At 55.2% G+C, this 24,656-nt stretch carries 22 protein-coding genes and 1 pseudogene; 14 read left to right on the top strand and 9 right to left on the bottom strand.

Annotated elements, in window-relative coordinates; genetic code table 11:
* Window positions 1–386: 386 nt before the first annotated feature.
* Complete coding sequence (locus ACZ5KW_RS00705) at window positions 387–896, bottom strand: hypothetical protein (RefSeq protein ID WP_343778082.1); 510 nt, start codon at window positions 894–896, stop codon at window positions 387–389.
* A gap of 126 nt (window positions 897–1,022) precedes the next feature.
* Between ACZ5KW_RS00705 and ACZ5KW_RS00700 the strand changes: the two genes are divergently transcribed.
* Window positions 1,023–1,625: a hypothetical protein gene (locus ACZ5KW_RS00700; RefSeq protein ID WP_343778084.1), complete on the top strand. Its 603-nt coding sequence runs from the start codon at window positions 1,023–1,025 to the stop codon at window positions 1,623–1,625.
* Between the two features lie 94 nt (window positions 1,626–1,719).
* On the opposite strand, the gene ACZ5KW_RS00695 is transcribed toward ACZ5KW_RS00700, so the two are convergent.
* Window positions 1,720–2,385 (bottom strand): hypothetical protein, encoded by a 666-nt coding sequence (locus ACZ5KW_RS00695; protein WP_343778086.1) that lies wholly within the window; start codon window positions 2,383–2,385, stop codon window positions 1,720–1,722.
* A 90-nt stretch (window positions 2,386–2,475) separates the two neighbouring features.
* Between ACZ5KW_RS00695 and ACZ5KW_RS00690 the strand changes: the two genes are divergently transcribed.
* Entirely contained in the window at window positions 2,476–3,636 is a 1,161-nt protein-coding gene (locus tag ACZ5KW_RS00690; RefSeq protein WP_343778088.1) for a hypothetical protein, read from the top strand.
* Window positions 3,637–3,678: 42 nt separating this feature from the next.
* Here ACZ5KW_RS00690 and ACZ5KW_RS00685 read toward each other — a convergent pair whose 3' ends face one another.
* Window positions 3,679–5,142 (bottom strand): tetratricopeptide repeat protein, encoded by a 1,464-nt coding sequence (locus tag ACZ5KW_RS00685; protein ID WP_343778090.1) that lies wholly within the window; start codon window positions 5,140–5,142, stop codon window positions 3,679–3,681.
* Between the two features lie 454 nt (window positions 5,143–5,596).
* Here ACZ5KW_RS00685 and ACZ5KW_RS00680 point away from each other — a divergent pair, with 454 nt between their 5' ends.
* The 4 genes and pseudogenes from ACZ5KW_RS00680 (at window position 5,597) to ACZ5KW_RS00665 (ending at window position 8,405) form a co-directional block, all read left to right on the top strand.
* Window positions 5,597–6,427 carry an IS5 family transposase gene (locus ACZ5KW_RS00680; protein WP_464388554.1) on the top strand — a complete coding sequence of 277 codons (831 nt, stop codon included), beginning with the start codon at window positions 5,597–5,599 and terminating at the stop codon, window positions 6,425–6,427.
* A 401-nt stretch (window positions 6,428–6,828) separates the two neighbouring features.
* Window positions 6,829–7,526: pseudogene (locus ACZ5KW_RS00675) on the top strand (lamin tail domain-containing protein); the annotation flags it as partial.
* Window positions 7,526–7,822: a DUF3006 domain-containing protein gene (locus ACZ5KW_RS00670; RefSeq protein ID WP_343778822.1), complete on the top strand. Its 297-nt coding sequence runs from the start codon at window positions 7,526–7,528 to the stop codon at window positions 7,820–7,822. The pseudogene ACZ5KW_RS00675 and the gene ACZ5KW_RS00670, both read left to right, overlap by 1 nt.
* Window positions 7,823–8,084: 262 nt before the next feature.
* Complete coding sequence (locus tag ACZ5KW_RS00665; RefSeq protein WP_343778824.1) at window positions 8,085–8,405, top strand: hypothetical protein; 321 nt, start codon at window positions 8,085–8,087, stop codon at window positions 8,403–8,405.
* Between the two features lie 35 nt (window positions 8,406–8,440).
* Here the strand turns inward: ACZ5KW_RS00665 and ACZ5KW_RS00660 are convergent, their stop codons facing one another.
* Both ACZ5KW_RS00660 and ACZ5KW_RS00655 read right to left on the bottom strand, forming a co-directional pair.
* Window positions 8,441–8,842 carry a DUF4864 domain-containing protein gene (locus tag ACZ5KW_RS00660; RefSeq protein ID WP_343778826.1) on the bottom strand — a complete coding sequence of 134 codons (402 nt, stop codon included), beginning with the start codon at window positions 8,840–8,842 and terminating at the stop codon, window positions 8,441–8,443.
* 624 nt (window positions 8,843–9,466) lie between these two features.
* Window positions 9,467–9,790 (bottom strand): hypothetical protein, encoded by a 324-nt coding sequence (locus ACZ5KW_RS00655; RefSeq protein WP_343778828.1) that lies wholly within the window; start codon window positions 9,788–9,790, stop codon window positions 9,467–9,469.
* A gap of 287 nt (window positions 9,791–10,077) precedes the next feature.
* On the opposite strand from ACZ5KW_RS00655, the gene ACZ5KW_RS00650 reads away from it, so the two are divergent.
* On the top strand, window positions 10,078–10,332 hold the full coding sequence (locus tag ACZ5KW_RS00650) for a hypothetical protein (protein WP_371153053.1): 255 nt from the start codon (window positions 10,078–10,080) through the stop codon (window positions 10,330–10,332).
* Window positions 10,333–10,426: 94 nt separating this feature from the next.
* Here the strand turns inward: ACZ5KW_RS00650 and ACZ5KW_RS00645 are convergent, their stop codons facing one another.
* Window positions 10,427–12,481, bottom strand: coding sequence for a cryptochrome/deoxyribodipyrimidine photo-lyase family protein (locus tag ACZ5KW_RS00645; RefSeq protein WP_343778830.1), 2,055 nt, complete (start codon window positions 12,479–12,481; stop codon window positions 10,427–10,429).
* 246 nt (window positions 12,482–12,727) lie between these two features.
* Here ACZ5KW_RS00645 and ACZ5KW_RS00640 point away from each other — a divergent pair, with 246 nt between their 5' ends.
* The 5 genes from ACZ5KW_RS00640 (at window position 12,728) to ACZ5KW_RS00620 (ending at window position 16,634) form a co-directional block, all read left to right on the top strand.
* Window positions 12,728–13,162, top strand: a complete 435-nt coding sequence (locus ACZ5KW_RS00640; protein ID WP_343778831.1) for a hypothetical protein — start codon at window positions 12,728–12,730, stop codon at window positions 13,160–13,162.
* A gap of 306 nt (window positions 13,163–13,468) precedes the next feature.
* Complete coding sequence (locus tag ACZ5KW_RS00635) at window positions 13,469–13,606, top strand: hypothetical protein (protein ID WP_343778832.1); 138 nt, start codon at window positions 13,469–13,471, stop codon at window positions 13,604–13,606.
* Window positions 13,607–13,768: 162 nt separating this feature from the next.
* On the top strand, window positions 13,769–14,512 hold the full coding sequence (locus tag ACZ5KW_RS00630; protein WP_343778834.1) for an SDR family NAD(P)-dependent oxidoreductase: 744 nt from the start codon (window positions 13,769–13,771) through the stop codon (window positions 14,510–14,512).
* A gap of 806 nt (window positions 14,513–15,318) precedes the next feature.
* On the top strand, window positions 15,319–16,200 hold the full coding sequence (locus tag ACZ5KW_RS00625) for a ParA family protein (protein ID WP_343778836.1): 882 nt from the start codon (window positions 15,319–15,321) through the stop codon (window positions 16,198–16,200).
* The gene (locus ACZ5KW_RS00620; RefSeq protein WP_343778837.1) at window positions 16,200–16,634 is read left to right on the top strand and encodes a DUF7970 domain-containing protein; all 435 of its coding nucleotides are present in this window, start codon (window positions 16,200–16,202) and stop codon (window positions 16,632–16,634) included. Before ACZ5KW_RS00625 ends, ACZ5KW_RS00620 begins: the two co-directional genes overlap by 1 nt.
* A 95-nt stretch (window positions 16,635–16,729) precedes the next feature.
* On the opposite strand, the gene ACZ5KW_RS00615 is transcribed toward ACZ5KW_RS00620, so the two are convergent.
* The 3 genes from ACZ5KW_RS00615 to ACZ5KW_RS00605 form a co-directional block, all read right to left on the bottom strand.
* Window positions 16,730–17,959, bottom strand: a complete 1,230-nt coding sequence (locus tag ACZ5KW_RS00615; RefSeq protein ID WP_343778838.1) for a tyrosine-type recombinase/integrase — start codon at window positions 17,957–17,959, stop codon at window positions 16,730–16,732.
* Window positions 17,960–18,328: 369 nt separating this feature from the next.
* Window positions 18,329–20,005, bottom strand: coding sequence for a transposase (locus tag ACZ5KW_RS00610; protein WP_343778839.1), 1,677 nt, complete (start codon window positions 20,003–20,005; stop codon window positions 18,329–18,331).
* 325 nt (window positions 20,006–20,330) lie between these two features.
* On the bottom strand, window positions 20,331–21,809 hold the full coding sequence (locus ACZ5KW_RS00605) for an MAC/perforin domain-containing protein (protein ID WP_343778840.1): 1,479 nt from the start codon (window positions 21,807–21,809) through the stop codon (window positions 20,331–20,333).
* 196 nt (window positions 21,810–22,005) lie between these two features.
* Here ACZ5KW_RS00605 and ACZ5KW_RS00600 point away from each other — a divergent pair, with 196 nt between their 5' ends.
* Window positions 22,006–23,097 carry a hypothetical protein gene (locus tag ACZ5KW_RS00600; protein WP_343778841.1) on the top strand — a complete coding sequence of 364 codons (1,092 nt, stop codon included), beginning with the start codon at window positions 22,006–22,008 and terminating at the stop codon, window positions 23,095–23,097.
* A 270-nt stretch (window positions 23,098–23,367) separates the two neighbouring features.
* Window positions 23,368–24,621: an FAD-dependent oxidoreductase gene (locus ACZ5KW_RS00595; protein ID WP_464388561.1), complete on the top strand. Its 1,254-nt coding sequence runs from the start codon at window positions 23,368–23,370 to the stop codon at window positions 24,619–24,621.
* Window positions 24,622–24,656: the final 35 nt, after the last annotated feature.

Genomic DNA, 24,656 nt, shown 5'->3' with positions numbered 1-24,656 from the left:
ACTGGGTCGACCAGCTGATACGCCTACCGGGTACAAGATAGTGTACATTGGATCAGGACGGCTGTACGATAGACTCTACCGCCACCATCGAAGTTCGAAATGTTGGTGCGTCTACCGGGTCGAATTAACACGATCGACACGGCGAGCTCGTCAGCGCGAACGTGTTCACCAACGCCGATTCGCTGACCGCGAAGACCGACTACCGGTGTACAACGATCGGATTGGGTGACCCCAACAGAACTTCCATGGAGTAGAGTAGAAGGAACAACGACGAGGGAGAGGGAGACGTAATAGTTCAAACGGTTTGTAAATACTTCCAGATTCGTCCACGTACATAAGGGCGATATCTGACACCGGATCCGATAACCCCGTCGCTTAGTTTTTAATTACTCATCGTCAGGACGTCGTGTATTGATGTCCTCGGCAGTTCTGTTGGAACGCTGTATAGTTTCAATCTGAGAATTATTTTGTTTGTTGTCCCTCTCCGGTGAGTGTTGTTCGGGGTCAAACTGGTTCGTTTTATCATCTTTCCCACTACTGTCACCGTTATTATACGATTTTATGAATACAATACCGACGATAACAGAAATAGCTGAGAAAGAAATTGATATGAAATTAATATATTCCACAACAAAGAAAAAGCCGACGAGAGCTGACAAAATCGAATATGGGACAACCATAGAAGCCACAACTACCTTATTGGATATTTCCCATTCAAAAATAAGATACCCAAATGTGAGTATAACGAGAGGAGCAATAAACAAGAAGGCCATTTCATACGCAGATACCGAATTTGTATAGTACGGTTTACTGACCAGCACCGGTCCCACTTGACTCATCCAAATAGAGACGATACCCACATTGGTCAGAATCAATTTGTAGATATCTGAATTCATTAGTGATAGATACGAGACTAGTCAATCATATAATTATGTGGTGAGAGTGTCGGTTATAGGAGTGTTGGCAGATCAAGATAGGTACCCGTGCCAGGCATTTTTAGTGCTGGCAACGGAGTTACAGGTATGACAAACGCTTATACTATGATTTTGTGTTGTGAACGCATTGAAGACGCGATCTCCGTGGGGGACTCCTCGGCGCTCCGCCATCGGCTTCAGGAGGTCGCAGATATCCTTGCGGATGACCAACTTGAGGACCCCATATATGCTGAGCTTGAGAAAGAAGCTATGAATCTCGTAGACCGCGCTACCGACCAAGACAAACTAGATGCGGCGATTGACATAGACTCTGATGGATCCAAAATCCCAGAAGAACTAAGACGGGATATGGATGCGTTTACAGACCGCGTCGCCCGGTGTTATCTTCGGTCCTCGACATCCGAGCATAGTACTGTTTCGGAAAGTTCTGAACGTGAACTGGAGGCCCCCACGGTAGATGTGGATCAACCTAAAGACTACACAGATATCGACGATGAATCGGGGGCCTGGCAAGCGCGGGCGGGTGCTCTGATAAACGAACAATCACCCGGCAGCGATACGACAGGTGAGAGTGACGACGCAGATGATACCCATCAAGATGGGGCTACCGAAGAAACAACGTATAATATCAATAATTCAGTTAACGTTCAGATTAATAGCGATAACAGCAAAAACGATTACCAAGGGTAATAGCTTAGATTCGAATACCGACTTATTCACCAGATCACGTTGTTCCGCCATCGATTCGTCTTTTCTGGATCTCACTCTCTGCGGTTGGGGCTACTCAGTTTTCGAACGGGGACGAACTACCAGCCCCTGTCGACGTCTCTTTCGGTTCATCTGGACGCCGATTGTTGATATCTTCGGCAGTTTGCCCCGAACGTTGTACTGTTTCTAGCCTTTGTTGTGGTTGTGATTGCGTGGTTGGTGCTGATTTGTCTCTCGGTTCTCCAGATGTCGCTTGCTCGGTGGTGTCGCCCATATCGCTCATCCACGAAATAAAATCTGTAAACCATATCACAATAGATATTGGAGATGCTAAAATCCAACCGACCAATCCGAATGGCACTAATAGTATTGATACCGGCCAATACTCATCTCCAAGCGCATCATATTTTTCCACGTTCTCACCATTGTTGAGGAGTACATTCCCCGCAACAAAAACTACTGAGGTAGAGAGTATTGGATGTACCCATAGCGACGCAATAGCCTGAATGATGCCAATACTCGCTATTACTACAAGGATCAGAATCCGTTCCTGTTTATGGAGACCCGAGAAATACCACGGTAGGATACCTGAAGTAAAGATAAGATAGACACCCAGCAGCCCCAGGGCTCCTCCAGAGAATGAGAGTGCTAATCCCGCATAGAGGACTGTTAAAATCGTCGCTCGAAGGACGTGTACTGCTTGGGACGTTAAATGGGTGAATATTGTTTCACCATCGCTCATAATAGCGAATAGTAGTTGACAACCAATAAGTGTAGGTTAACCCATTAACTTGGGAAACCAATAAGAGGACGTCTGACAACTATTGAAATAATGACAGAGATTGATTTGGATAGTGTTGATAATGATCCTGGTGGTTACTGGCGATCCAACCGGAAAAAGATTAAATCAGCACTTATCACGGGTAATTCGAAAACACGACAGTGTGGTAGTTATGCGTACGTCATGGCGGCTAAAGCAGGGGTAGTCCGTGATCTTTCCCCATCCTTTACGGCCGATATTCGCGACTGTGTAAATGCCGATGATGCTCTTATCCGTGTCAACACGATCGGTGGTATTGGAGGGACACTAATCAGCGGGAATGCGGAAACGCGACGGTTGTTAATGGATTCATCGCTCGTCTCAGATCTCACGTCTGCCGCGACAATGGTCGATCGAGAACTGAGCGAGAATGCTCTGTTGGCCCTATCCATGATTGCATTAGAATGGCCTTCATCTCTCGTTAAATATCCGCCAGCGATTGAGACATGCGTCGAAAAGGTAGCAAGTTCAGGCCAACGAGCCACATATGCTGCGTTATCCCTGGCGAATGTCGCGTATCATAGTCCAGATGATATCGCATCCTACTTCCCAAATTTCCGGATGGCTATCGATCCTTCAACGGATGGACGCCAGCTGGCCGCACTGATATATTGTCTTGGCCAAACAGCTCCACACCAGAATTTGGACAAAGCCGAAATGGACGCAACGATTGAGGCGGTCAACCACTGCTGTCGATTTGTGATCAAAGCCGAGGCACCACCAGCCTTACAAGCGTTAATAATCGAATCGATGATCCCGCTAACTCAGCTCTGGTCCAGAGCAGTTTCTGAAACTACTATTCCAGCTCTCGTCGAATCAGTTCTTTCGTGGGACTCATCTAGAGATTTAAGCGCTGAAGAAACAAGAGCTGAGGATCAGACTCCATTATCGGTAGCTGAGGCAGCAGTCAAGCTAGCTGTTGCCCTCCCACAGTTGAACGTTAATCTTGACGGTGAATTCTTACTAGCACTCGAAGGGGCAACGGAAGACTCTACGATTGAAAATGCGGCCAAACAGCTTCGTCAGAATAATGGCAACCTCACTGTTGAGAGTATATTTGAGCAACTAGTGGTGGAGATAGAGCACCTTGACGAACTCATCTCTGTCGATATTGATGACAGTCAAAATATCAATATAAATTCACCTGGTGCGGTGAACAGATACTACGAGTAAGAAGAGGCTTACTGGAGAGGAGGTTCTGTTTCAAACCGACCATCAGTTGTCTGACGGTCGTCGCTTGTTGATTTCTTTGCTAGTCCGGTCTAAATCTTGGATCGGTTCAATCGGGGAATCATCAATCCCTTCGTCGTACTCTGACCTGTCTTCCGAATCAGGGTTAAGGATGTTATCCAGAATCTCTTCCATATCTGAGTCTATCGTTTTATTTAGGTCTGATTCATCAATATAGTCCTTGATTGAGGTGTCCTCATCCTCAAATTCCGTAGCTAACAGTATTGCCAAGTGGACAAGTGACTTCGTCTTGGTTGGTTCGAGTTCGATGGCTTTCTCAAAGTGAGCACGCGCGGCCTCATATTCATCAAATTCCGAAGCAAGTACTCGGGCATAGAGGTGGTGTGCACCCGCATTGTCGGGGGCATACTCGGTTGCTTGCTTCAAATGTCTCCGGGCATCAGTGAATTCCTTAAGATTGAATAACATTTCGCCATATAAGAGATGAGCTCTACTGTCTTCTGACTCCAGTTCAACGGCGCGTTCATAGTGTTCTCGGGCTTTCTCGGTATCATCAAATTCTGAATACAATAGTGCTGCATAATCAAGGTGCGCAGGGAAATAGTCAGGATCACACTCAACCGCACGCTGTAGGTGGCTACGGGCAGACTCAAATTCTTCAAACTCGGACATCTGAATATTACCATATAAGTGGTGTGCGTTGGCGGCTTCCGGATCAAGTTGTATACAACGTTCTAAGTGGTTTCTAGCGTTCTGGTTATTTTCAAGCTCAGTAGACAACAACAGCGCATACGTATAGTGGGCGTCGTAGTGTTCTGGGTCGAGTTCAATTGCTCTCTCAAAGTGGGTTTGTGCTATATCAAACTCATCAGTTTCATTAAATAATAGACGAGCGTAATAATAGTGGAGATCAGCATCACCGGGATTATGTTTAATTGCCCGTTCGTAGAGAGAACGAATTTTCTCAACATTCTCGTTGAAAAATTGGAGCAGTCGAGCGTATACGTAATAATACTGGGAATTCTCTTGGTCAAGCTCTATTGCTTTTTCAAAATGTTCCCTCGCATCGTTAATGTCATTGGAACTCCTTGTTTTGAGAAACGCATATCGGAAGTGAGTCTCCGCACTCCCCCTCCCTAATCGGATAATACGTTCGAGAATACGTCTCTCTCTATCAGTATCATTCCTTTTGAAATCAAGTAGTATTAGTGACCCAAAAGCGAGACCTAAACCAAGGAGCAACTGATTGTTTGTGGCGTTTATTAGTCCAGATACAATTTCAGCAGAATACAAAATCACAGCGATATAGATTGCTAATTGGATGGCTGACGCTGCCAAAGCTAACGCCCCCTTCTGTGTTGCTACTTTATTCTCATTCACGTTATAGCCAACCAACGCATCGATTGGAACATAATATTTCCAAAACATGAATCCGATGATGAGAGGAACAAAGTAGAGTAGACCAGTGTTCAATACAAATGTACTCATTTGAACAAATCGTCCACAGCCAGGAGTATAAAGATTATGTAGAGCAGATCCTACGACATTTCACTATGCGCTAGCGTACCGTTGCTGGCATAGAATTTTACGGTCAAGTACACTGGGAGACATCTAAGTTTAGCTAAAAAATGTGTTATTATATAGTACGTGAGACAGTTTGGGTTCGAACGATATTGCAGTAGCAAAGCGCCACGACACGATGAGAACAGCAGCGCTCAAAGCAAGCGCAGTCCAGTCCCGACGACACAAACGCCAGTTACAAGTCCGGTTCCGTGAGCAATCACGTTCGGAAATCGACCGCCGATGCCAGTCTCAACAGAGAACATCCCTGCCACGAGCGCACTGACAACGACACCAAACGCACCAAAGTGCTCTGTTGAATCCGCAGAAGGCGACAGGATAGCGTCGCTCTGAAGGTGGAAGCGAAGCGGAAGAGCCGAATGTGTCCAAACTACTCTTCCGCTTCGTTAAACAAGCCGCGTCGCTGGCTCAAAAGCGCTGTGCTGCCAGTCCAACGGCGGTGAGTGATCCGACTGGCCACGGATTTCCCGGCTGGAAGCATGTCACGCTCCACTTTTTGCGGGTTCACATGGATGCGACGTACCGCGAAATTGTGGATTGGGCGAGTGAGATGGATCGCGTTCGTGGTCTGTTACAGCTGGCGCGGACGGCATTTCCCGCACCCTCAACGCTGTACCGGTCGTTTGAGAGGGTGCCAATGTCGATATGGCGTGAGTTCCTTCGTGAGTCCGCGAACATCTGCGATCCGGGCTCGCACGGTGCCATCGATGCCACATTCTTCGACCGCGAAACGGCATCGAGACACTACCAACACCGCTCGGATCGCCACATACGCACGCTTAAAACGACGGCACTCGTCGATACGGACTCGTGTGCCATTCTCGATCTTCACTGCTCGGCACACTGGCCTCACGACACACAAACTGGCCGTCGAGTCGCCCTTCGTAACACCGAGAAAATCGAGAGTCTCGCCGGCGACAAAGGCTATGACGACCAATCTCTCCGGGACGCCCTCCGATCAGAGGGCGTCCGGCCCCTGCTGCGTCACCGGTTGTTCGCTGCGTACGATCACGCGCACAACGCACGGTTGGACAGCGGGCTATACGGCCAGCGCTGGATGGCCGAGACTGCCTTTTCGGCCATCAAGCGTCGATTCGGCCCCGCTGTCCACCCTCGCGCTTGGTACCGCGAGTTCCGCGAGCTCGTGTTGACCGCCGCAGTCTACAACCTCGAACAGGCTCTCAAACAGTGATCCCCACGCCGTCATCGGATTCAACAAAGCACACCAAAGAGTACAATCGCATCCTGATGAGTTGATATCCATCGGCGGACGGAGGACTCTCGGCACCACCACCCGAGCGAAACAAGTCCTATCGCGACCGCCGCACCGACGGCCAGTTCTCCGGTATGTGGGACCGGAAGTAGCGGGGACTGATAGAGTGCGATCCCCATCCCACCCGCCACGAATCCAGTCGTCGTGACAACCGAAAGCGGCCATGAGTACCACTCAGCAACGACGCCTGCGAAACCAATAGCAAGCAGGCCGCCGAATGCGCTCACGACACCCGAAAATCCAAACGCAATCGAGTCAGGGCCGACAAGTCCCCATCGCTGATACAACAACCGATAGTCGACAGCGACCGTGGTGAGTGGAGTGAGCTGTTCCTCGATGCCGTCCAGCCCCAGGCCGTCGTCATCTCAAGCGCATACGATTCACAGTACGACCATCCCAATGAGGAAGTGCTCCAACGCCTGTCCGATCGTTCGATCCCGACCTACTAGACCGCCACACACGGGGATATTGTGCTCGTGAGTGATGGCCAGGCCGTCTCCGTTCAGACGCAACAGGCAGCACCAACCGATCCGCTCAGTCTCCGCGATGGCGATGTCGTTGAGCCGGGGACAGCCGGTGGCGTCACCGAGCGTGAGCGGATTGGTGGTGAGGGAACTGGGGCGATCGACACTGGTGACGAGCCGGACGAGACGGATTCAGATTACGACTCGGAGACAGACTCGAACACCAGTACACTTGCTGTCGCAGAAATCAACTCGGACGCTGAGGGGCGAGATGGTGAGAACCTCAACGATGAGTACGTCGTCTTTGAGAAGACGGGCACGGAAACACTCGATCTGTCCAGCTGGACAGTCGCAGACGACGTTGACCAGACATACACGATTCCGGATAGCTTCACGCTGGCGCCTGGTGAGACGGTGACCCTATCACCGGGAGTGACACCGCAACCGATAGCGAACTATACTGGGGCTCGGTGTCACTAGTCTGGAATAATGACGGCGATACGGTGATTGTAACTACAAATGAGGGCGACCGAGTGCTGGAGGAGAGCTACTAATGACTACAATCGACCTCCCGGACGGCGAGTGCACCGCCGTTGTCGATTCGGTTGAGGACGGGCTCGCGACAGTGTTCTTTGAGCAGGATGGTGAAGAAGTGGGGAATGCGGTTATCGAACCAGACGAGCTGCCATCGGATGGGCAGCATACTGATGCGATTTTGGAAGTAGAGATTCGTGATGGCGCCGTGTATTCTTCACAGTACCAATCTGGGGAGACAGAAAGGCGTTCAAACGCCTCTCAAGACCTTTTTGACCGGCTCTCGAAGCGACCGCCATCCGATACAGATTCCTGAGAGAGCCTACGGGAATTAATGGAAACCGATTTGATTGGTGGAATTTAATTTCAATACACAAAGAGAGGAACGAGACGTCTATTTTATTGAGCATGAAGAGAGATTGAGACAGTCAGGAGAGTCGGCACGGAGCAGCAAGGAAGATCAACAGAGCCAGAATCTATTGATGCCAACGAATCGCTTGTCCGGTAGGACTACGATGGATACAGTTGGGTAGTAGGCAAAGCTGTATTGATACTGAGGCTCGTATCCCAAATGTCGAATGGGCCAACAAACGCTCGGCGGCGACGACATCACGCTCTTACGCGAGATATATCTCCAACGGGTTACCGAAGCACTCCCCGAGGCAGCAGCCGAAGCCGGCGACTGGCCAATCCGCCACGACCACTGTTTTGCCCGTGTGGTGCTGGACACGCTGTTCCAAGGAGTCTGGTACGACCACATCGATGGGACTCCCGCATACGAACAACTGTCAATAGAGGAACTGCGGGAGGCAATCGAGATCGCTGATAGAATGCTCGAAGATGGGAAGCCGACCGTTGAGACGCTAAATCGGCAGTCGCTCGAATGGCGGGATCACTGACTGGGGCACAAGCAGTCACCGGACAGTCGGTCAGGCTACTCTTGAACGACGCTGTCTGTCAGCCAGTGCTCATCGAGCTCGCCGCGTCGATGTCGCGATAACCTGAAAGCGTATGTCACTGTCCGACCGTTGGGACCGGTCAGCGTGACACGCTGTGTGGCGCTATCGTCGTCGCGCTCAACAGGGCCTGTCGTCGCCTCGACGTGGTCGACCATTGGGGCATAGCGTGGATTGTGTACCATCTGTCGGAAGCGGTCAAACGGGCCCGTCGCTCGTCTGTTCGCCGGGGATGCGAAGTTGTACGCGACGCCAATGCCAGCGTCTTCGAACGGCTCGTCGTTGGTTGCCAGTGCCTCAAGTTGGATTGAGACCACTCGGCTGGGTCCGTACGTGGGGCTTGGCATCGGGAGCTCCGCTATCGGGTACTGCTCGGCCATCTGGATACCGGACTTAGGGTCGCGAGCGGCATTAAGCGTCCGCTGAGACGGACTCTACTCTAGTGCTGTTCTCGATACGATAGCTGGTTAGCCGCGGCCGTGACCTCTGTCGTCGCGGTCCCGCTCCCCGTCCGAGCCGATGCGTCAAAACCACTGTTCCGGCTCAGGAACAAGGTCTATTGTAATCCCGACAAGCAGCACAAAGTATCCGGCGAGCCCCCCGAGTGTCGCCGCGTGGGGCGTGCCACTGCGAGGGTTTACTGACAGGGTCGCAGCGAGAAGTGCGACAGGCGAACCGAAGCGGATCGCTGGCCGGCGCCAGAGGCGCGCCGTCCGCTCCGGCCACCGTGCGAACACGGCCTCAACAAGCACCGCGACGGCCGCACCGCCAAAGAATGGGACCGGCCGAAGCATCGATCGTGGAGACAGCCCCTCACGTCGTCCGGCGAGCCAGACGACGAGTGCGACCAACGTAGCCGAAGCGGCGTCACTGCGTCGTGTCGACATAGTTCATAGTCTATCGCCCGTTTGAATATCGATATTGGTCGTGACCGACCTGACCGGCGTCACATGCCGTACCCACTGGTGCTAATAATAAAGCTACGGCCGAGCCCGCAGCCGTGCCTACCGCGCCTTGTCCTCGTTGACAGCCGCGAGAACGTGATTGAGTTCTCGGCCGACTTCGTCTACGGCGGCATCAAGTGAATCGAATGTGTCGCTCCCCGCATCACTACAGCCGCGCTTACGGACGAGTCGGACAGCCGCGTCGCTCAGGATATCAGGACGAACTGCGATTTTCGCCGCAGTACAGGGACTGTTTTCGTCTGGAAGTCGGTACTCAACGATGCCACCGGGCTCTTCGTTCCGTTCCCAGTTAGCTGGAGCTGCTGGAAGCTTGTCGATCAGTATCTGCGGGTTAGCCGCCGTTGCGACGCTTGTACTGGACATACAAATTGTTGTGTCGTCACATACAAACCGGTGTCGGCGTCGTTCAGCTAGACACCTAATCACGGGCAGGGTGTCACGGCTTGGTAGCGGAATCGGCGAGGTAGCTCGGGCCGTCAAGGACGAACATCTACTGTTCAGCAGTAGGGGTTAGCATCGCTGTGTGGTGTGGGACTGACGGCGATTTTCTCTTATCCGTCGTGGACTCGTAAGTGCTGTATGAATACGATTGTGACGGAGCACGACAGACACATGCTTGCTCAGATCTAGCGCAGCGACCGAGTGTTCGAGTGAACTTCGACGCCATCGAGCCGGCCGATGTCACGCTCGGATTTCACCGAGACGGGGAACGCGTCGGCAGCATTTACAATGACGACGGGACCGGCCGGACGATGGCGCGGGTGACCACGGCCGGCGATAGTCCCGATTTCATTGGCGTCGAGGTGCCGAAGGAATTCGTTGAAGAGGTTCTTGACGCTGCTACTGAAGCTGGACGGGTCACTGATGAAGCCGCCGCTAACGGGTACCGAATTCGGGTGTTGTGACGGCGTGACCCAGCTGGCTTTCGCTGACGGCACCGTTAAGAGCTGACCAAAACAGCAGCGACAGCGCGCTGTCAACGAGCCACCGAGATGTGTGTCACTCGAAGTCGTGGAATCGGGTTTGTCCGGTGGGGTCCACGTCCTGCTCCTTGTCAGGCTCATTATCTTCCCCAGTCTCTCGGCGCTGACCCGATACCGCTGCGCGATCGTCCGGCGACGGTTCACCGGCTTTCCGGCCGGCTCCAGTCGGAATCGTCGTCTGCGTACTAGATTCATGTGGGTCAGTCGGTGTCAGGTCGACTGATTCCGCCGTGTTCGTTTGCGGCGGCGTTGCTTGGGCTCCCTCAGTTTCAGCAGTAGTAGCATCTGTATCGATGAGTTCGTCGAGAGAGACCTGCGTTCCGTCCGGCGCGTCGGCGTCGGCTGCTCCGTGTTTGTCCGCAATGGCTCTGGCAGCACCATAGCCGCCAGAAAATGAGGCCCGTTTAGCGATTTCTGGTCGTCGAAGCTTTCGCGCAGCCTCAGACCGCTGAGCTTCATACCGCGACCAGAACTGCTCGCGGCGCGCCTCAAAGTCGACAACCGGACGCGGGTACGACTCTCCGACGTGGACTCCACATTCCTGCTGGATGGCAAGCGGCGTCTTCTCGGGTTGATCAAGAAACTCCGTGGGCAAGTCGGCAAGCTCAGGAACCCATCGGGTGATCCAGTCGCCGTCGGGGTCTTGATCGCGGACCTGCTTCCGAGGGTTGTACACTCGCTGTGACGGCTTGCCGATCAGCCCCGCCTGACTTTGCCACTGCGTGTAGTTGATGCCGACATCGCTGTCGATGAGGTGATGGTGATACCAGTCGGCGCCGATCCACCACGGTTGGTGGAGAATATGGGTGAAAAATGACGCACACATCGCGCGCATTCGGAAATTGAGCCATCCGGTTTCCTGGAGACACCGCATCGATGCGTCGACCATCGGAAACCCCGTCTGTCCGCGTTTCCACGCAGTCACGAGGTCGGGGTCGTGAAACGCCTCATTACGGCCTTCGAATACCGGATTAACCGCCTGCTCAGTCCAACCCGGCCAGTCGACGAGCTTCTGATTGTAGTGGAGGTTCCAGACGAGCCGACTCTCAAACATATCTGCCCCACGGCAGGACGGTGCGTTATCAACGACATACTGGTGTGCCTGCCTAACCGAGAGCAGACCAAAGTTGAGGTACGGCGAAAGTCCGCTTGTGCCGCCGCGAGCGTCCTGCGGTGCTGAGATGTTGGTCGGGTACGACCGGACACGGTCAGTGAACTCTCGTAATGTAGTCATCGCTGCCCGGTGGGTTCCCACCGGGACCTGCGTCTTCGCGGGGGAGACGTCGAAGTGGCGGTCAACCGCTGCCGGCGTAACGCCGGTGCGGATACTGACTCGGACTGTGTCGTGGTCATCCCACCCTGGTGTGTGTTGTTCGGCCGCGAGCCACTCGGTGATTTGTGTCTGCCAGTCTGACCGCGGCCACTCTTCATCGCGAACGAGTCCGTCACCAGAGACGAACGTAACCGCGTCGCCACAAGTGTCTCGCACACGCTCGTCGCGCCGCTGACCGTAGCGGCTTGTTGGTGTCGCCATCGTGATGACGTGCCAGCCGCGGTCGACGAAGCGAGACAAGATATCAACCGGATCGCCGTACCCGAGCGTCAACCCCAAGGAGTCCGGTCGTTGGATCGTCTCCGGCGGCTCGCTGGCAGCCTCAGCCGTAATTGGCGGCGAATCAAGCGTGTCAGCGAGTCGTGCTACTGAATCCGTTGCGTCTACGTGCGTCGCGCTGGGAGGTGCCGCAGCGTACAGTCGGTCGAGACTCGCGACAGCCTCCTCAAACAGACGGATCCGAGCGTCACACGCGAGGCCGCTGTCTGCGTAGAACGTTGGGTCGAACACAAACAGCGGGCAGAACACGTCACCGTCGGCAACCGCACGTGACACCGCCAGCTGATCCTCCACGCGAAGGTGTTTCCGGTGCCAGACGACGATACCGGTCGAGTCGGCGAGATCAGAGACCGCGTCTGGCGTCGGAATCTCCGCCGCCAGCGGACCCGTCTGCTGTGGCGGGTCGCCGCTATTTGCGGACGCCGAGCGCCCGGTCTCGCGATCGGTATCGCCCGACATTCACGATTAAATCAATGCCGAGGCGGCGCTTCAATCCGTCGGCCATCCAGCGGAACCCGAAACGAGGTCGGCAGCGTGCTGCCCACGCAGTTGGGGCTTAGCAGATCAATTGATAGGTCGTAACGGATATGCTCGCGGCGCCGGATACAACAACATGAACTGGCGTTCGAGCCACAGTCTCTGGGCGTCGCACGACTCGTCGACGGACGGCGACGGCAACACGATACGGCCTGTTCACGTCTGATCATGGCAGTAACCACGCACCTCAGTCTCGCTTCGCCCAATCGGAACGCGTTATTAGATGTCATCGACGACGCTGAAGCGGCGTTTTTCGAGTACGGCCTAGCGCCCGATATTAGCGGAGTACAGACCCTAGCAGTTACAGTGTCGGGGTCAACCGAGGACGGTCACAGGGTCACTGACGACGATCTCCCAGACCACTTCTCGTCAGAATTCACCGCCGAGATATCGCAGTTTCACGCTGACAGGGTTTATTACGCGGCTATGCGCGGGCTTCCGGTAATTGGACGGATTGTCCGCGAGGAAACACCAAGTCGGCCGAACGTGGTCATCCAGTCGAACAGACAGACCGGGAGCGGCCCCAGCTGTAGGGTGTACCGGCACGACAAGCTCACCGGTGACTATGAATTACTTTCGGACGCTGACAGCCGTCTGGGATAGTGAGCTACGCGTCAGCTGCCAGTTGCGTCGTTTGCGGGTCTCAGCGATGTTTCGTGGCACAAATACTGTTGGTAAGTGTCGCCGCAGCGAGAAGTCCAATCACTCCTCCGCGAGCGCTCGTTGAAGCGCTGATTCAACAGAGGTCTGCCAGAGAGGATCGATCGACTGGAAGTCTCACTTGTGGTCGAGAATGCCTGAGCTATAGATGCTCTCGGCGAACGAGCCTGTAGATACAGTGTTGGACGGCTCCAAGGCGGCTCCCGGCCGATGATTTAATTGACACCACCTATTATGGTATGCCGTATCATGTGCCACAGTCACATACCCAGCGAGTGGTCCCGAAAAAAGGAGGACGAAGCAGAGGATGTCAGCGAGCACCCATCGCTTTCTGAGAGGGAGTCGGCCGACGACGTAGAGATACTGACCGACGGCGGAGACGAGTAACCGACACAGTCGGACTTCGCCTCCAGCTGAAGCTCTTGGCTTTCTCATTTCTTTCGTAAGCGGTGAGGAATAGAGACGAATGAGCACGTCTCATTAGCTTGCGACGGGCAATGCTATGACCGACGTAAGAACGTTTACCACGATTCACCACTATCACATTCCATGGGTACGCACCCGGATTTAAGTGGACGAACAGCCCTGGTAACCGGTAGTGCGAAGCGGGTCGGCCGCGAGTTGTTGTTGTCGATCGCCGAGTGCGGCGCAGACGTCGTCGTCCACTACAACGAAAGTGACGCGGCGGCGGCCGCCACGGCCGAGGAGGTCCGCGACCGCGGCGGGGTTGCGATCACCGCTCAGGGAGATATAACCGATCCAGCGTCCGTGGATGAGCTATTCGAAACGATTGAGTCAGAACTCGGATCAGTAGACATACTCGTCAACAACGTTGGGGACTTCGACGCGCGTCACTGGAGTGAGATCGATTGGGAATCGTGGCAGAACGTCATCGAAACAACGTTCTACGGCACTGTGCTGTGTTCTCGTCGCGCCGTTCCCAAGATGGGTGACCAAGGATGGGGACGGATCGTCAACATTGGGTTCGCCGACAGCGACCGGATACACGCCCACCCGGAGAACTTCCCGTACTTCGTCGCGAAGACCGGCGTCCTCATGTTTACGCGTATGTTGGCGACAGACACGCGCGACGACGGCGTCACTGTCAACGCCGTCTCTCCGTTCGCGGTCTCGAACACAGAGGCAGGCGTGGACTCGTTCCCGCGAGGACGTCCCGCGTCGTTTGAGGATGTTGCTGCTCCGCTGCGATTCTTCTTGAGCGATGCGGCCGACTACATCAGCGGAGAGAACGTCGCCGTCGACGGCGGACGGATGCCTGAGTTCGACAGCTGAATCGATCGACGTACACCACAATTGAGACGCCTCGCCGTTGTGTGACCGACCAAAGACAGATACCAGAAAACACGTCAGCTGACGGCCCGCGGAGGATTCCTGTCGATCCGGTGATCCACGTCGAAACGTTTGCTACCCACCGGACATTGACGTGGAAGGCTGGGACTCGGTCGCAGTTCGTCGAAGCGGTCCGTGTGCTTGACGCAGTGCCGTCGACGGCGTCAGTAGTCGTCGACGACACAGCCGTTGCCGGGCGGCAACACCACTCAGTCTCGGACCTCGAAAGCGTGAGTAACACTACGACGTATCTTCGGATCGAACCGGATGCCTCGTGGACGCTCTCATGGGAGCAACGAACGTCCCCTATTGTCTCTGTGAGTGGAACACCGTCAGCAACGTTGTGCCGCCGTCTTCACCGCCGCACGACCGACTGCTCGGAGTGGTGTGACGAAGCGGTCGAAACGCTACAGGGCCTGACAGAAGACGGGACTGTCTGATTTTCGGGCGGCAATAAAAGAGAAATATCTTAGATATCTATCTTAGTCAAGTGTCTTAGAAATATAACTTAGAGATGTGTTCCAGAAAGCGACTTCCTCGGTTGTATACGAAACCGGGTGAACACCCGGGTTGCGAGCAGGATCACAACAACGTCTATTCTATGTGGGCTGCGACGAGCGAATATTATAAAGTAATCTTAGATAACAATCTAAGGTATCTTAGACATATAAGTACCTGATGTATCTAAGTTATCCATCTCAGATAGGTGTCTGACATAGGTTTATTTGATGCGTATCTAATAACCCGGCATGCTCTCGTACACGGTTTACAGCGAGGCGGGCGGCGTCGGCAAAACGTCGTTGACAGCGAACATCGCCTGTGCGCACGCTCGGGCCGGGTTGGATGTACTCGTGATCCCGCTTGACCCACAAGACGGTAATCTAAGCCGATTGTTCGACGTCGATGACGATCGGAGTGATTCGTCCGCAGACAGCCTTGTTCGACATCTCGTCGGTAACCCTGGTGGCGAGTTCGACGATCTGATTCGGACGGCAGAGGGTATCGATATCATTCCAGAGCACAACACGCTCTCGGACCTCTCAGACCACCTCGCACGCGAGAAGAGTCGAGCAGAGGACTTTGGAGATGCGTACAATATCTACGCGCAGCTCCGCCGTGTGCTCGCAGAAAACGATGTGCCGGACCGATATGATGTTCTCATCTGTGATCCGCCAGCGACAGAATCGGATCACCTCTATAATGCGATTTACGCGACGCGAAACCTCCTCATTCCGTTTGAGCCGTCGGCGAAGGGAGAAGCGTCCGTTGAGGGCTTAGAAGAGCTTGCGACGAACTTCGCAGATGAGTTGAATATCGATGTCGGGGTCCTTGGTGCGGTGCCGATCGAGTTCAAGGGAACGAAAGACCAGAACGAGATCGTCGAAGAGGTTCCCTTCGAGGTCCCTGAGGTAATCGGTGACCGGACCTCAATGATGGAGGGATGTTGGCGACATCAGTGTAGTGCGTTCGAGTTCGTGCGATCTCACCGGAGTCGACGCCGGGATTACGAGGTTGAGACACTGGCCAAGTTCGATCGAATTGCTCGATTCCTCGAAACCCAGGGCGGTATTACTGCCCCATCCCCACCAGAACCTGGCGCATTAGACGATCCTGAGGAGGTGACCGCCTGATGGGGGGATTCAAAGAGGGGACAGTCAACGGGTGGGACGACGAAGAAGAGGAAGACAACGACAGCGAGCCGGAGTCCGAAGGAGATGCATCGGCCAATGAGGACAGCAGCGGTCAAGAGGTAGAATCTACCGAAGTGGAGATAGAAACCGGGACGGAGAATACCGTCGAAACTAGGGCAAACAACACTTCAGCGGGAGACATTCCGTGGGTTCTCCGACGAAATAGTATCACTGACGGGCGCGATCAGACAGTCCAGCTTCACCTCCAAGAAGAGACGATGAACGTCCAGCGGAAACAGAAGTCCCTCATTGAGGCCCGGCTTGGGGAGAGCGTTCGAAAAGCCGATCTCCGGGAAGCAGCGTTATTGGTCGGACTCCAACACACAGACGATGTCGTCGACGTCCTCAAACAGTGGGGGTACGCTCTCGACTGAAACGGGTGTGCGCACGGTAACCGCGTCCAATATGATATCGCTATAGACGGTTTATACAGTGACTTGTTAATTGCTTGACCGCAGGCTGATAGCGGCTACTCCTCTGGTGAGAAGATTTCACTGCCAACGTCGGACAGTTCACTCGCCTCCTTGTGGGCGTACATCTTCGATGTCGTCGACGGGTCCTCGTGTCGAAGGACTCGTTGCGCGTCACTGAACCCTGCTTCATCGTAGTACGCTTCACCAACGCCTCGGCGAGCGCCGTGGAGGGTAAGATAGTTCTTCGAATCGCCAGAACAATCCACAGCAGCTGCTTGAGAGAGCTTTTTGAGCGTGTACCGGCCACCTTCAGTGGTTAACGCCGGTGGTGTAAGTTCTCGTTCCCGGAAGGCACCGACGAGCTCAGCTGTGCCGAGGCTGGTGATTTCATCAATCGTCTCGTGATTGACCCCACGGTCCTGAAGTTGGCTTCGTGCGGCGTCTCGCAGTGATGCGAGGTGGAATGAGGGGAACACGGGCCAGGCACCGCCGGGGGGATCTAAGAGCGTCTGCCAGCGTGTGAGTGCTCTGACAGGGCGATCCGTCAGCGGTGCTTTCTCGATTTTCTGGCTTTTTCCGAGTACTGTCAGCACCTCCTGGTCGGTGTCGACGTCCGCCCAGGTAATTCCCGTTCTTCGGTCATCGCGACTGGCAGCCAGAACCTCAGCACCACGGACACCTGAGAACCCGATGACGTAGACGAGGGCCCGGTCACGGGCTGCTGTGAGTGCTTCCCGGCTCTGGGGATCCGCATCAATGGCATCGTACGCTCGCCCGTCGACGTGTGAGACAATTGTCTCACGCTGTTGCTCAGACCAAAATTGTTGTTGACCGGAATCCGTCGTGGGGCGGTCAGGCATTTCGTCTTTCGCTCGGTCGGTATCTGCCGGATTCTCCGCGATATACTCCCATTGCTGGCAATAATGGAGGTATGCGGAGACGAGCGAATAGTAGTTCCACGCAGTAGCGGCTGTGATCCCCTCGGTGTCACCGTTCGCCCGTCGGGCGTTCACGCGTCGGGCGAGATGACCAGCGTATCGGGCAAGGTCGCGGCTATCGAGTTTTTCGAAGGTAGTCACGCTGCGACAGACCATCCACTCGAGCCAGTCTGGAATGACGCGTTCGAGCGCTTGAACGTAGTTGCCTGAACGCTGCGTCTCGTCTTCATCCGAATCCGTCTCTTCGATCGTCTTCGCCTTTGCGTCGAGAAAATCCGACAGTGGCTCGTCGAGTGGTGTTTCACCGGTCGTTTCCCCGGGGTGAGGGCCGTCAGCTGGCGGTGCCATCGATTCAGCATCACCGACGGCGGCGACCCTCAAAAATCTACTTGTGACTACTCGACTAATCCAAAGTAAGTGTCTCAATATTCAGTATAGCCTCAAATAGCCTCTAGAGGCTTTTTTCGTACGTTTAGACATTAGCCCCGCTTTGTAAATCGCATTCTGCTATACGAATTCTGACTAGGTAGAAGTTGAGACTACAGTGGGTTTAGCGGGGCTTTGATGCGCGGTTTCGGACGAATTGACGAGCGGAATCTGCTTTAGATCCTTCTCCCAACGAGTATTCTTGTTGAGATTGGGACTAATTCGGAGTATTTTCCGGCCACGAACAGTGTAGCCACTCAGACGCCACGCTAACCTAGAATGAGTGCCTCTCTACCCGATTCCGGTTTCCTTCTTCAACAGGGTAAGCGTATTGTCGGCTGTCACAATAGGCGAATGCTCGTACTCTCCGGTCAACTCCACCTGTACGAGTAGATCGACTGCTCGCCAAATAGAGTACAGCAGACACGCGAACGCGAAGTAGAAGAACCGCAGTCCAAAATCCTTCGACGTCGTGGCGGCCATAAATCGCTTGATCGACTTATACCCGCTCTCGATTTCCCACCTGTAGCCGTACTCAGTGAGGTGGCCGCTCCCCCGATTCGTCATGAACACCGAGTACTGCCGGTGGTCGTCATGCTCGGAGTCTTCTTTCCGGCGGTAGATCAGCGTCGTCTCGTGCCATTCGTTCTTCCCGAGGTGGAGCTTCCGGTCGGTCTCGTATCGATCCCGATCTCGTTGGAGCAACCGCTTCGCTTGGGCTTTCTCGCTGGTCTGCATCCGCTTGGGCACGACATACGACAAGCCACGCTGGCTGAGCATCTCTAGGACGTGCTGGCTATCGAACTCCCGGTCCATCAGCACGTTATCGACGTGGACAAGATCTTCAGCCGAGTTCAGCAAATCCTCGACGATTTCTTTCCGACTCTCGCCCTTCCGAACAGGCCGTGCGTCTAAAACGATCGGCACGGCATTACCAACTAATTGGACTGTCGCCCACTGGTAGGCGTATTCGTCGGTCTTCTCCTTCGTCCCGATGATCTCGTCTTCGTAGCCCGTTCTATCGCCCGTGAACGGGTCAGCTTCGGTAATGTCGATTGCGACGACTCCCGCTCGAAAGAACTGCTCTGTCTCCGCAACTTCGTTTAAGAGCCGAATGATGGCCTGCTGGTACATCTCTCGTACCTCTCCAATCGAGAGGTCGCGGATGTGCTCGCGATGGGCGTGCCCCAGCGGTGTTCGATCCCGAGTCGATTCATAGACGAAACTGCGAGCTCCTTCGTTGGCAGCTAGCCGGTCGCGAAGTCCAAGATACGTCTGCAAGCCCCAGTAGGCGTTCTCGTGGATCTCACAGCCCTCGCCACGATCCAGCGAGAACGCCGGAAAGACGACACGGCTGACGTGATCGCTAATCTTCGCTGCTTCTTCCAAAACGGACTGATCGTCCGGATCGCTCGCTTCGGATTCGTCGTCATAGTACTGGAGCTTCCGTTCCGGGTCACGGGGAACCGCAACACCGGCATTCTGTGCGTTGATGAGGATCGTCCGAGCCGTTCTTTCGACTGTCTCACGGAGGCCGGCGCTGAAGCGCTTGTTCCAACTGCGCCAGAGTGTGGACTGATCGGGAACGGAATCGAACCCGAGCGAGCGATGGGTTTCTGAGTGCTGCCGGAGATATTCGACGAGCGCGGTTTCGTGGTCCCAGGCGTGTATCTCTTTCAGCAGGAACGCCCTGAAGAGCTGTGGCATCTCGTATCGAGTCGGACCGGAGTACTGGTCGTGGGGACTGAACTCCACGTAGGAGAGTGGATACTGACAGACGAACCTCTCAACCGAGTCGTGGGCGTCGTGCTCGAACCAGATTCCCGAAACGGTCCGGAAATCCTCAATAAGCGCCGGCAGTGAACTCTGGTCGTACAGTGGCGTCGAGCCATACGCCGGCCAGTCGAGATACTGTGTTGTTGCTATCGAGCGGAAGACATCACGCCGAGAGACGGGAGTGGGTACCATCGGGGACGTGTCTGCCGTTCTTGGCCAATGATATGACGTTCTCTCTGATGATGCCGCCAGCAGTCGATTCTTTACGATCTTCGCCATCGAACTCCTGTTTTCGGAAGAGTCCGTTCGGAACGCTTTCTGAAGTACTCAGCTTTGCACGTGGAAGTAGAAGCGTGAGGTAGGCGGTGGCAGGGATGGGTGATGCCGATTACGGACTTCTCCGACGTTAACGTGCAGGGCTGCGTTGATAAGGAGCAAATATATTGGCTGGGAATCGGGGGGCTCCCACGCCCCCCCCCCCCCTTGCGGTCGAGAGCTTGGGCCGGTATCGACCTGTCTACTCACCGAATTTCGCCACGTCGGCGTAGAAGGTCAGCTCCTCACTGTCCCATCCGTGCGCTCGATCGCGTGTATTGTAATACCAGCCCGACACGCCTTTGTGGCTTTTGTTCGGGTTCGTGTGGCCGAATATCGGGACCCCTCCCGATTCGACGCCCGAGTTTGGGTGGTAGGCGTACCAGACTGGGTCGGGCCGGTGAAGCGACCAGCCGTGGTCCTCTTTCGGGTTGACAGAGAGCTTGAACCGAAGCGGCTCCCGCGCCGAGTGCAAGTAGACGGGTACCCTGTCATCTTCGGGTTCCGTGGAGACGTAAAAGAACGGGTGGGGCTGCAGGACCCAGCCCCCGCTGCCCATCTCGGATCGGCTCCGGGAGAAGTACCAGCGTTTCGGCTCTTTGACGGAGTAGCCGTTCTTCGGTTTCTTCGTCGAGTACGCGTAGACCGGCGCGATGGTCGGCTCGGGTAGCGACTCGAACCGCTCCGCGTACTTCTTGAACGCCGCCTCGATTTCCTCCCGACGTTGGTCGTCGTCACAGAGCTCCCAGATCGGCTGGAGGGGACGGTTGCTGTTCGAGGGGTCTGGGTCGTTGGTGTGCGGGAGCGCGACGACGGCCAGGTTCCCCTCAATACTCTCGGTCCACTGCTCGTAAGTACCCTTTTCGATGATACCGTTGCCGTACTCCACCTTCCCGCCCCGTGTCACCAGGTGGAGGAGGGAGTGCCGCTGCAATTCCCGATGGCGCTCGCGGTACTCGGCGGCCGCCTCGGCCTTTACCCGCCCAGTGAGGTATTCGTATGACATTTTAGCTGCCACATCGATATCCATGTCGTCGCTTATCTCTGCCGTGTTGGTCGTGACCCTGAGCTCGGCCTGTGCCCCGATGATCAGACTGCGGAGGAAGTGCGTGCCGTACTTGTCGAACAGGTCCATGGGGGGCATCCGGGCCAAGTCCGACCTGGCCTCGTCGGTGAGCAGGTTCCGGAAGCCGCTGGGCAGGCGCAACGTGGCCTTGTGGATGTTATTGTGGCGCGAAAGGAAGTACGCCGAGGCAAGCTGCATGTGCGACGTCGCGAACTGGGCGCTGATGGCCCCGCTCAACAGCCCGAACCCGACCGCGGACTCCCCCTCAATGCCGACCGACACTGCGAGGTTCCGCTGGTATTCCTGTACGGTTAGCCCCTCAGTCTTCGTGAACTCTCCCAGGCCTCTCGGCAGTACGTCCACTCGCTCCCGCTTGTAGTACTTCCGATCGTTCAGCGTCGAGTCCTCCTCGTACTCCCCCAGGTCGAAGAGGGGTTCCCTCATCGCGTTCGCGTCCGGCAGGTAGTCGCCCTCGAAGACGTTGTAGCCGCGTCCAACCTGATCCGTCCCCGGAAGTTTGACGCCGTCGCGCCAGCTCTCGAGATCCTCGGGCGGTTTGTACTCGGAACTCACTCCGGATTCTATCACACTCATATTCAGAGCCCTAAATGTCATACTACTAAATGAACTTAGCGTCGGAAAAGTGGACGAGATATCCATCCGACACCGGGCTACAAGGTCGAAAACCTACTGGGAAGCCGCGAGCCGCGGAGGGGTGATCGCGCTGGAGTCGCGTATGGAGTTCGTGGCGGTCGAGCGTATCTAACGCGGACGATACGGTTATGCTGTGTGATGACGTATCTATCGAATCATGAGTCCCCCCGATCAGGCATCGGCTATACAGAAACGGCCTCTTTCTGCCACGGGGTCGGGCACGCCCGTCGACGCACGAGACCGGTTCACGGGGCCAAGATTCCTGACCAGGGGATTCGTCAACAGAGCAGCCTATGTGAGACTCCATGCCGAACTCTCCACGGCTCGCCCGGAGTTCGAGCTCTTGGCCGAGCGGACCCGCTCGGAAGACGATTCGTGGGTCGCGTACGGGCGTGAACTGCTGGCGATGGCTGAAGCGGACTTACGTTCGGGCGCCCTCGACGAGGCGTGGCGCCATCTCCACACCGCGAAACGGCTCGAAGTCTACGGCCTCGAGAAGCTCGAGGGAATAGACAGTAACCACGACCGTGGCTCGGAACTCAGGACTCGGGCTGCCGTCATCCGCGGGGAGGCACTCGATGCGCTCGGCGGCTGGCCGAGACAGGCAGTGGTTGATCTGCTCTGTGACGAGACGGAAGCTCTCAAGGACGAGATCACCGGCGCGGAGCTCCGAGCGGCGAGCCGGATCCTCGACGATCAGTACGAGAGTGTCTACTTGAACCGGAGCGAGCGACAGCGTCAGTTCAACCAACTCGTACTGATGGGTGCGCTCTCCGGACTGACGTTGCTCGCGCTCACGCTGCTCGACTGGGTGTGGAACGGAACGTCGGGGCTCACCGGCAGCGTGGCATCCCTGCTCGAAACACCGTGGGGAGAACCAGCGACTGCAACTCCGGGGTTCGCGGTGTTCATGATCATCGCCGGTGTGATGGGTGCGTCCCTGTTCGGGATGCGTTCGCTCAGGAACCGATCACTCTCGACGAAGATCCCACAACAGATCAATCAACTCACTGTTACGGGCGCTCGTGGTGTGATCGGAGCGATCTCCGCGCTCCTGTTCTACTTCGTCCTCCAGACGCCCCTGTTGCAGAACGGGACGATCATCGCGGACGACGTGATTACCGCACCGATAATGGTTGTTATCGGGTTTGCGGCAGGGTACGCAGAGCGGATGGCTCCGAATGTGGTCGCAACAGTCGCCTCAGTAACGGAGCCGAGCGAAACTGCAGAGCAGAACTCGAATCAGTAACGTCCGAATGAGAGATCAAGCATCGCTGTCGAACTGATTGTCCCGAGTTCGGTGGTCTCGTTGCCGTCATGCTTATTGACGGCGAGACTCGTTGTTCGAGAGGGGTTTTTGATACGAGGGTGCATCTCACACTACCCGTGATTCCGCAACTCAGGACTGCAATTACTGCGTATATGTGTATTCGGTTGATTGATAGCCAAACGCTGCTTATGCAATTCGATGACTTCACGCACGATCGGAATTATCGGGTCGGGAATCGCCGGATGCTCAATGGCGTACCAGGTCGGGACACAGTCCGGAGAGCCCGCGGAGATTGTGGTCTTGGAGCGAGCACCAGAGATCGGGGGACGAATCAAACGGATCTCCGTAGGTGGCCAGTCCATTAATGCAGGAGGAAAGTACATCCACTCGTCAAACGAGTTGTTGCTAGGACTGGCGAACACACTTGGACTGAAACTTTCGAAACCGATGAAGCCCAAACACGGGCCAAGTGGAATCTGGAACGGACACCGGTTCGTCGTCCGAACCGACGGTCCTGCGTGGCGAGCGAATGCGTCTATTGTCAGGCGGTACGGCCTCTCGATTCTGAGAATCCACTGGGTGACTCAGGCGTTCTTACGCCGGTTTAGACGCGTGTATCGTCTCCCGGTTTCGACGGCCGGATTCGAAACCCCAACGGATTTGTTACACGCGATTGGTCTCGATCACCTGCTCTGGATCCCAGGTGACGAATACCTCAGGGATAAGGGAATCTCAGACCGGGCAATCGACGAATTCGTGAGTGCAATCACACGAAATTTTTATGCACAGAACGCCTCTGAAATCCACGCCTTCGCCTGTCTCGTCGCGCTCGTGGGGGGAGGGACGGTCGGATCGGTGTACACAGTGGACGGAGGGACGATCCAGTTCTGTCAGCAGCTCCTCGAACGGTCGAACGCCACGGTAAAAACCGACATGGAGATTCGCTCGATCGAAGCGGATGGTTCCACCGTCTCTGTTGCAACCGACACAGAAGACTTCGAATTCGACGTATTATGTATCGCGGCGCCGCTGGAACCGGCTGATATCTCGATCGGTAGGTCCCTCGAGGGGGTCGACTTCCCGGAGGATATCGGCTTCGTGCGGCTGGAATCGCAGTTCGTAGCCGGGGAGTGCTCACCGGAATACTTCGGGAGTACCGATGCTCCACCCGGATCCGTAGTTACGACGGCGGATTCGACGGAACCATTCTACGACCTACACCGCCAGCCTACCGATGGAGAAACCGGAACGTACGTTTTCGCCCTAGCATCGCGAGAACCATCGGTCCCGGTAACCGAAACGGATATATTCTACGACGTCACCGAAGTGCAGACGATTCCATGGAATGCATATCCGGAGTTCACGCCACGGTCGGACACCGCTCCGTTCCGGCTCCACCCCAACGTCTATTACATAAACGCGATGGAGCCGGTTATCTCGGCGATGGAGACGCAGGTAATCGCGAGCCGGAACGTATGGAATTTGATGAAAGAGACCGATTAGTCGCACATAGTTGGCACACAGACCGCCTGACGGTC

Source organism: Halorubrum ejinorense (assembly GCF_055389685.1).
Note: the sequence above shows the minus strand (reverse complement) of the source record. Positions and strands in the feature narration are given on the sequence as shown.

Excerpts from the sequence above, each read along its gene's own strand:
- ACZ5KW_RS00690 (WP_343778088.1), top strand. The coding sequence starts at position 2,476 with ATGACAGAGATTGATTTGGATAGTGTTGATAATGATCCTGGTGGTTAC.
- ACZ5KW_RS00700 (WP_343778084.1), top strand. The coding sequence starts at position 1,023 with ATGACAAACGCTTATACTATGATTTTGTGTTGTGAACGCATTGAAGAC.
- ACZ5KW_RS00625 (WP_343778836.1), top strand. The coding sequence starts at position 15,319 with ATGCTCTCGTACACGGTTTACAGCGAGGCGGGCGGCGTCGGCAAAACG.
- ACZ5KW_RS00665 (WP_343778824.1), top strand. The coding sequence starts at position 8,085 with ATGGGCCAACAAACGCTCGGCGGCGACGACATCACGCTCTTACGCGAG.
- ACZ5KW_RS00640 (WP_343778831.1), top strand. The coding sequence starts at position 12,728 with ATGGCAGTAACCACGCACCTCAGTCTCGCTTCGCCCAATCGGAACGCG.
- ACZ5KW_RS00645 (WP_343778830.1), bottom strand. The coding sequence starts at position 12,481 with ATGTCGGGCGATACCGATCGCGAGACCGGGCGCTCGGCGTCCGCAAAT.
- ACZ5KW_RS00620 (WP_343778837.1), top strand. The coding sequence starts at position 16,200 with ATGGGGGGATTCAAAGAGGGGACAGTCAACGGGTGGGACGACGAAGAA.
- ACZ5KW_RS00605 (WP_343778840.1), bottom strand. The coding sequence starts at position 21,809 with ATGACATTTAGGGCTCTGAATATGAGTGTGATAGAATCCGGAGTGAGT.
- ACZ5KW_RS00600 (WP_343778841.1), top strand. The coding sequence starts at position 22,006 with ATGAGTCCCCCCGATCAGGCATCGGCTATACAGAAACGGCCTCTTTCT.
- ACZ5KW_RS00705 (WP_343778082.1), bottom strand. The coding sequence starts at position 896 with ATGAATTCAGATATCTACAAATTGATTCTGACCAATGTGGGTATCGTC.
- ACZ5KW_RS00615 (WP_343778838.1), bottom strand. The coding sequence starts at position 17,959 with ATGGCACCGCCAGCTGACGGCCCTCACCCCGGGGAAACGACCGGTGAA.
- ACZ5KW_RS00610 (WP_343778839.1), bottom strand. The coding sequence starts at position 20,005 with ATGGTACCCACTCCCGTCTCTCGGCGTGATGTCTTCCGCTCGATAGCA.
- ACZ5KW_RS00695 (WP_343778086.1), bottom strand. The coding sequence starts at position 2,385 with ATGAGCGATGGTGAAACAATATTCACCCATTTAACGTCCCAAGCAGTA.
- ACZ5KW_RS00685 (WP_343778090.1), bottom strand. The coding sequence starts at position 5,142 with ATGAGTACATTTGTATTGAACACTGGTCTACTCTACTTTGTTCCTCTC.
- ACZ5KW_RS00630 (WP_343778834.1), top strand. The coding sequence starts at position 13,769 with ATGGGTACGCACCCGGATTTAAGTGGACGAACAGCCCTGGTAACCGGT.
- ACZ5KW_RS00655 (WP_343778828.1), bottom strand. The coding sequence starts at position 9,790 with ATGTCCAGTACAAGCGTCGCAACGGCGGCTAACCCGCAGATACTGATC.
- ACZ5KW_RS00670 (WP_343778822.1), top strand. The coding sequence starts at position 7,526 with ATGACTACAATCGACCTCCCGGACGGCGAGTGCACCGCCGTTGTCGAT.
- ACZ5KW_RS00635 (WP_343778832.1), top strand. The coding sequence starts at position 13,469 with ATGTGCCACAGTCACATACCCAGCGAGTGGTCCCGAAAAAAGGAGGAC.
- ACZ5KW_RS00595 (WP_464388561.1), top strand. The coding sequence starts at position 23,368 with ATGGCGTACCAGGTCGGGACACAGTCCGGAGAGCCCGCGGAGATTGTG.
- ACZ5KW_RS00660 (WP_343778826.1), bottom strand. The coding sequence starts at position 8,842 with ATGGCCGAGCAGTACCCGATAGCGGAGCTCCCGATGCCAAGCCCCACG.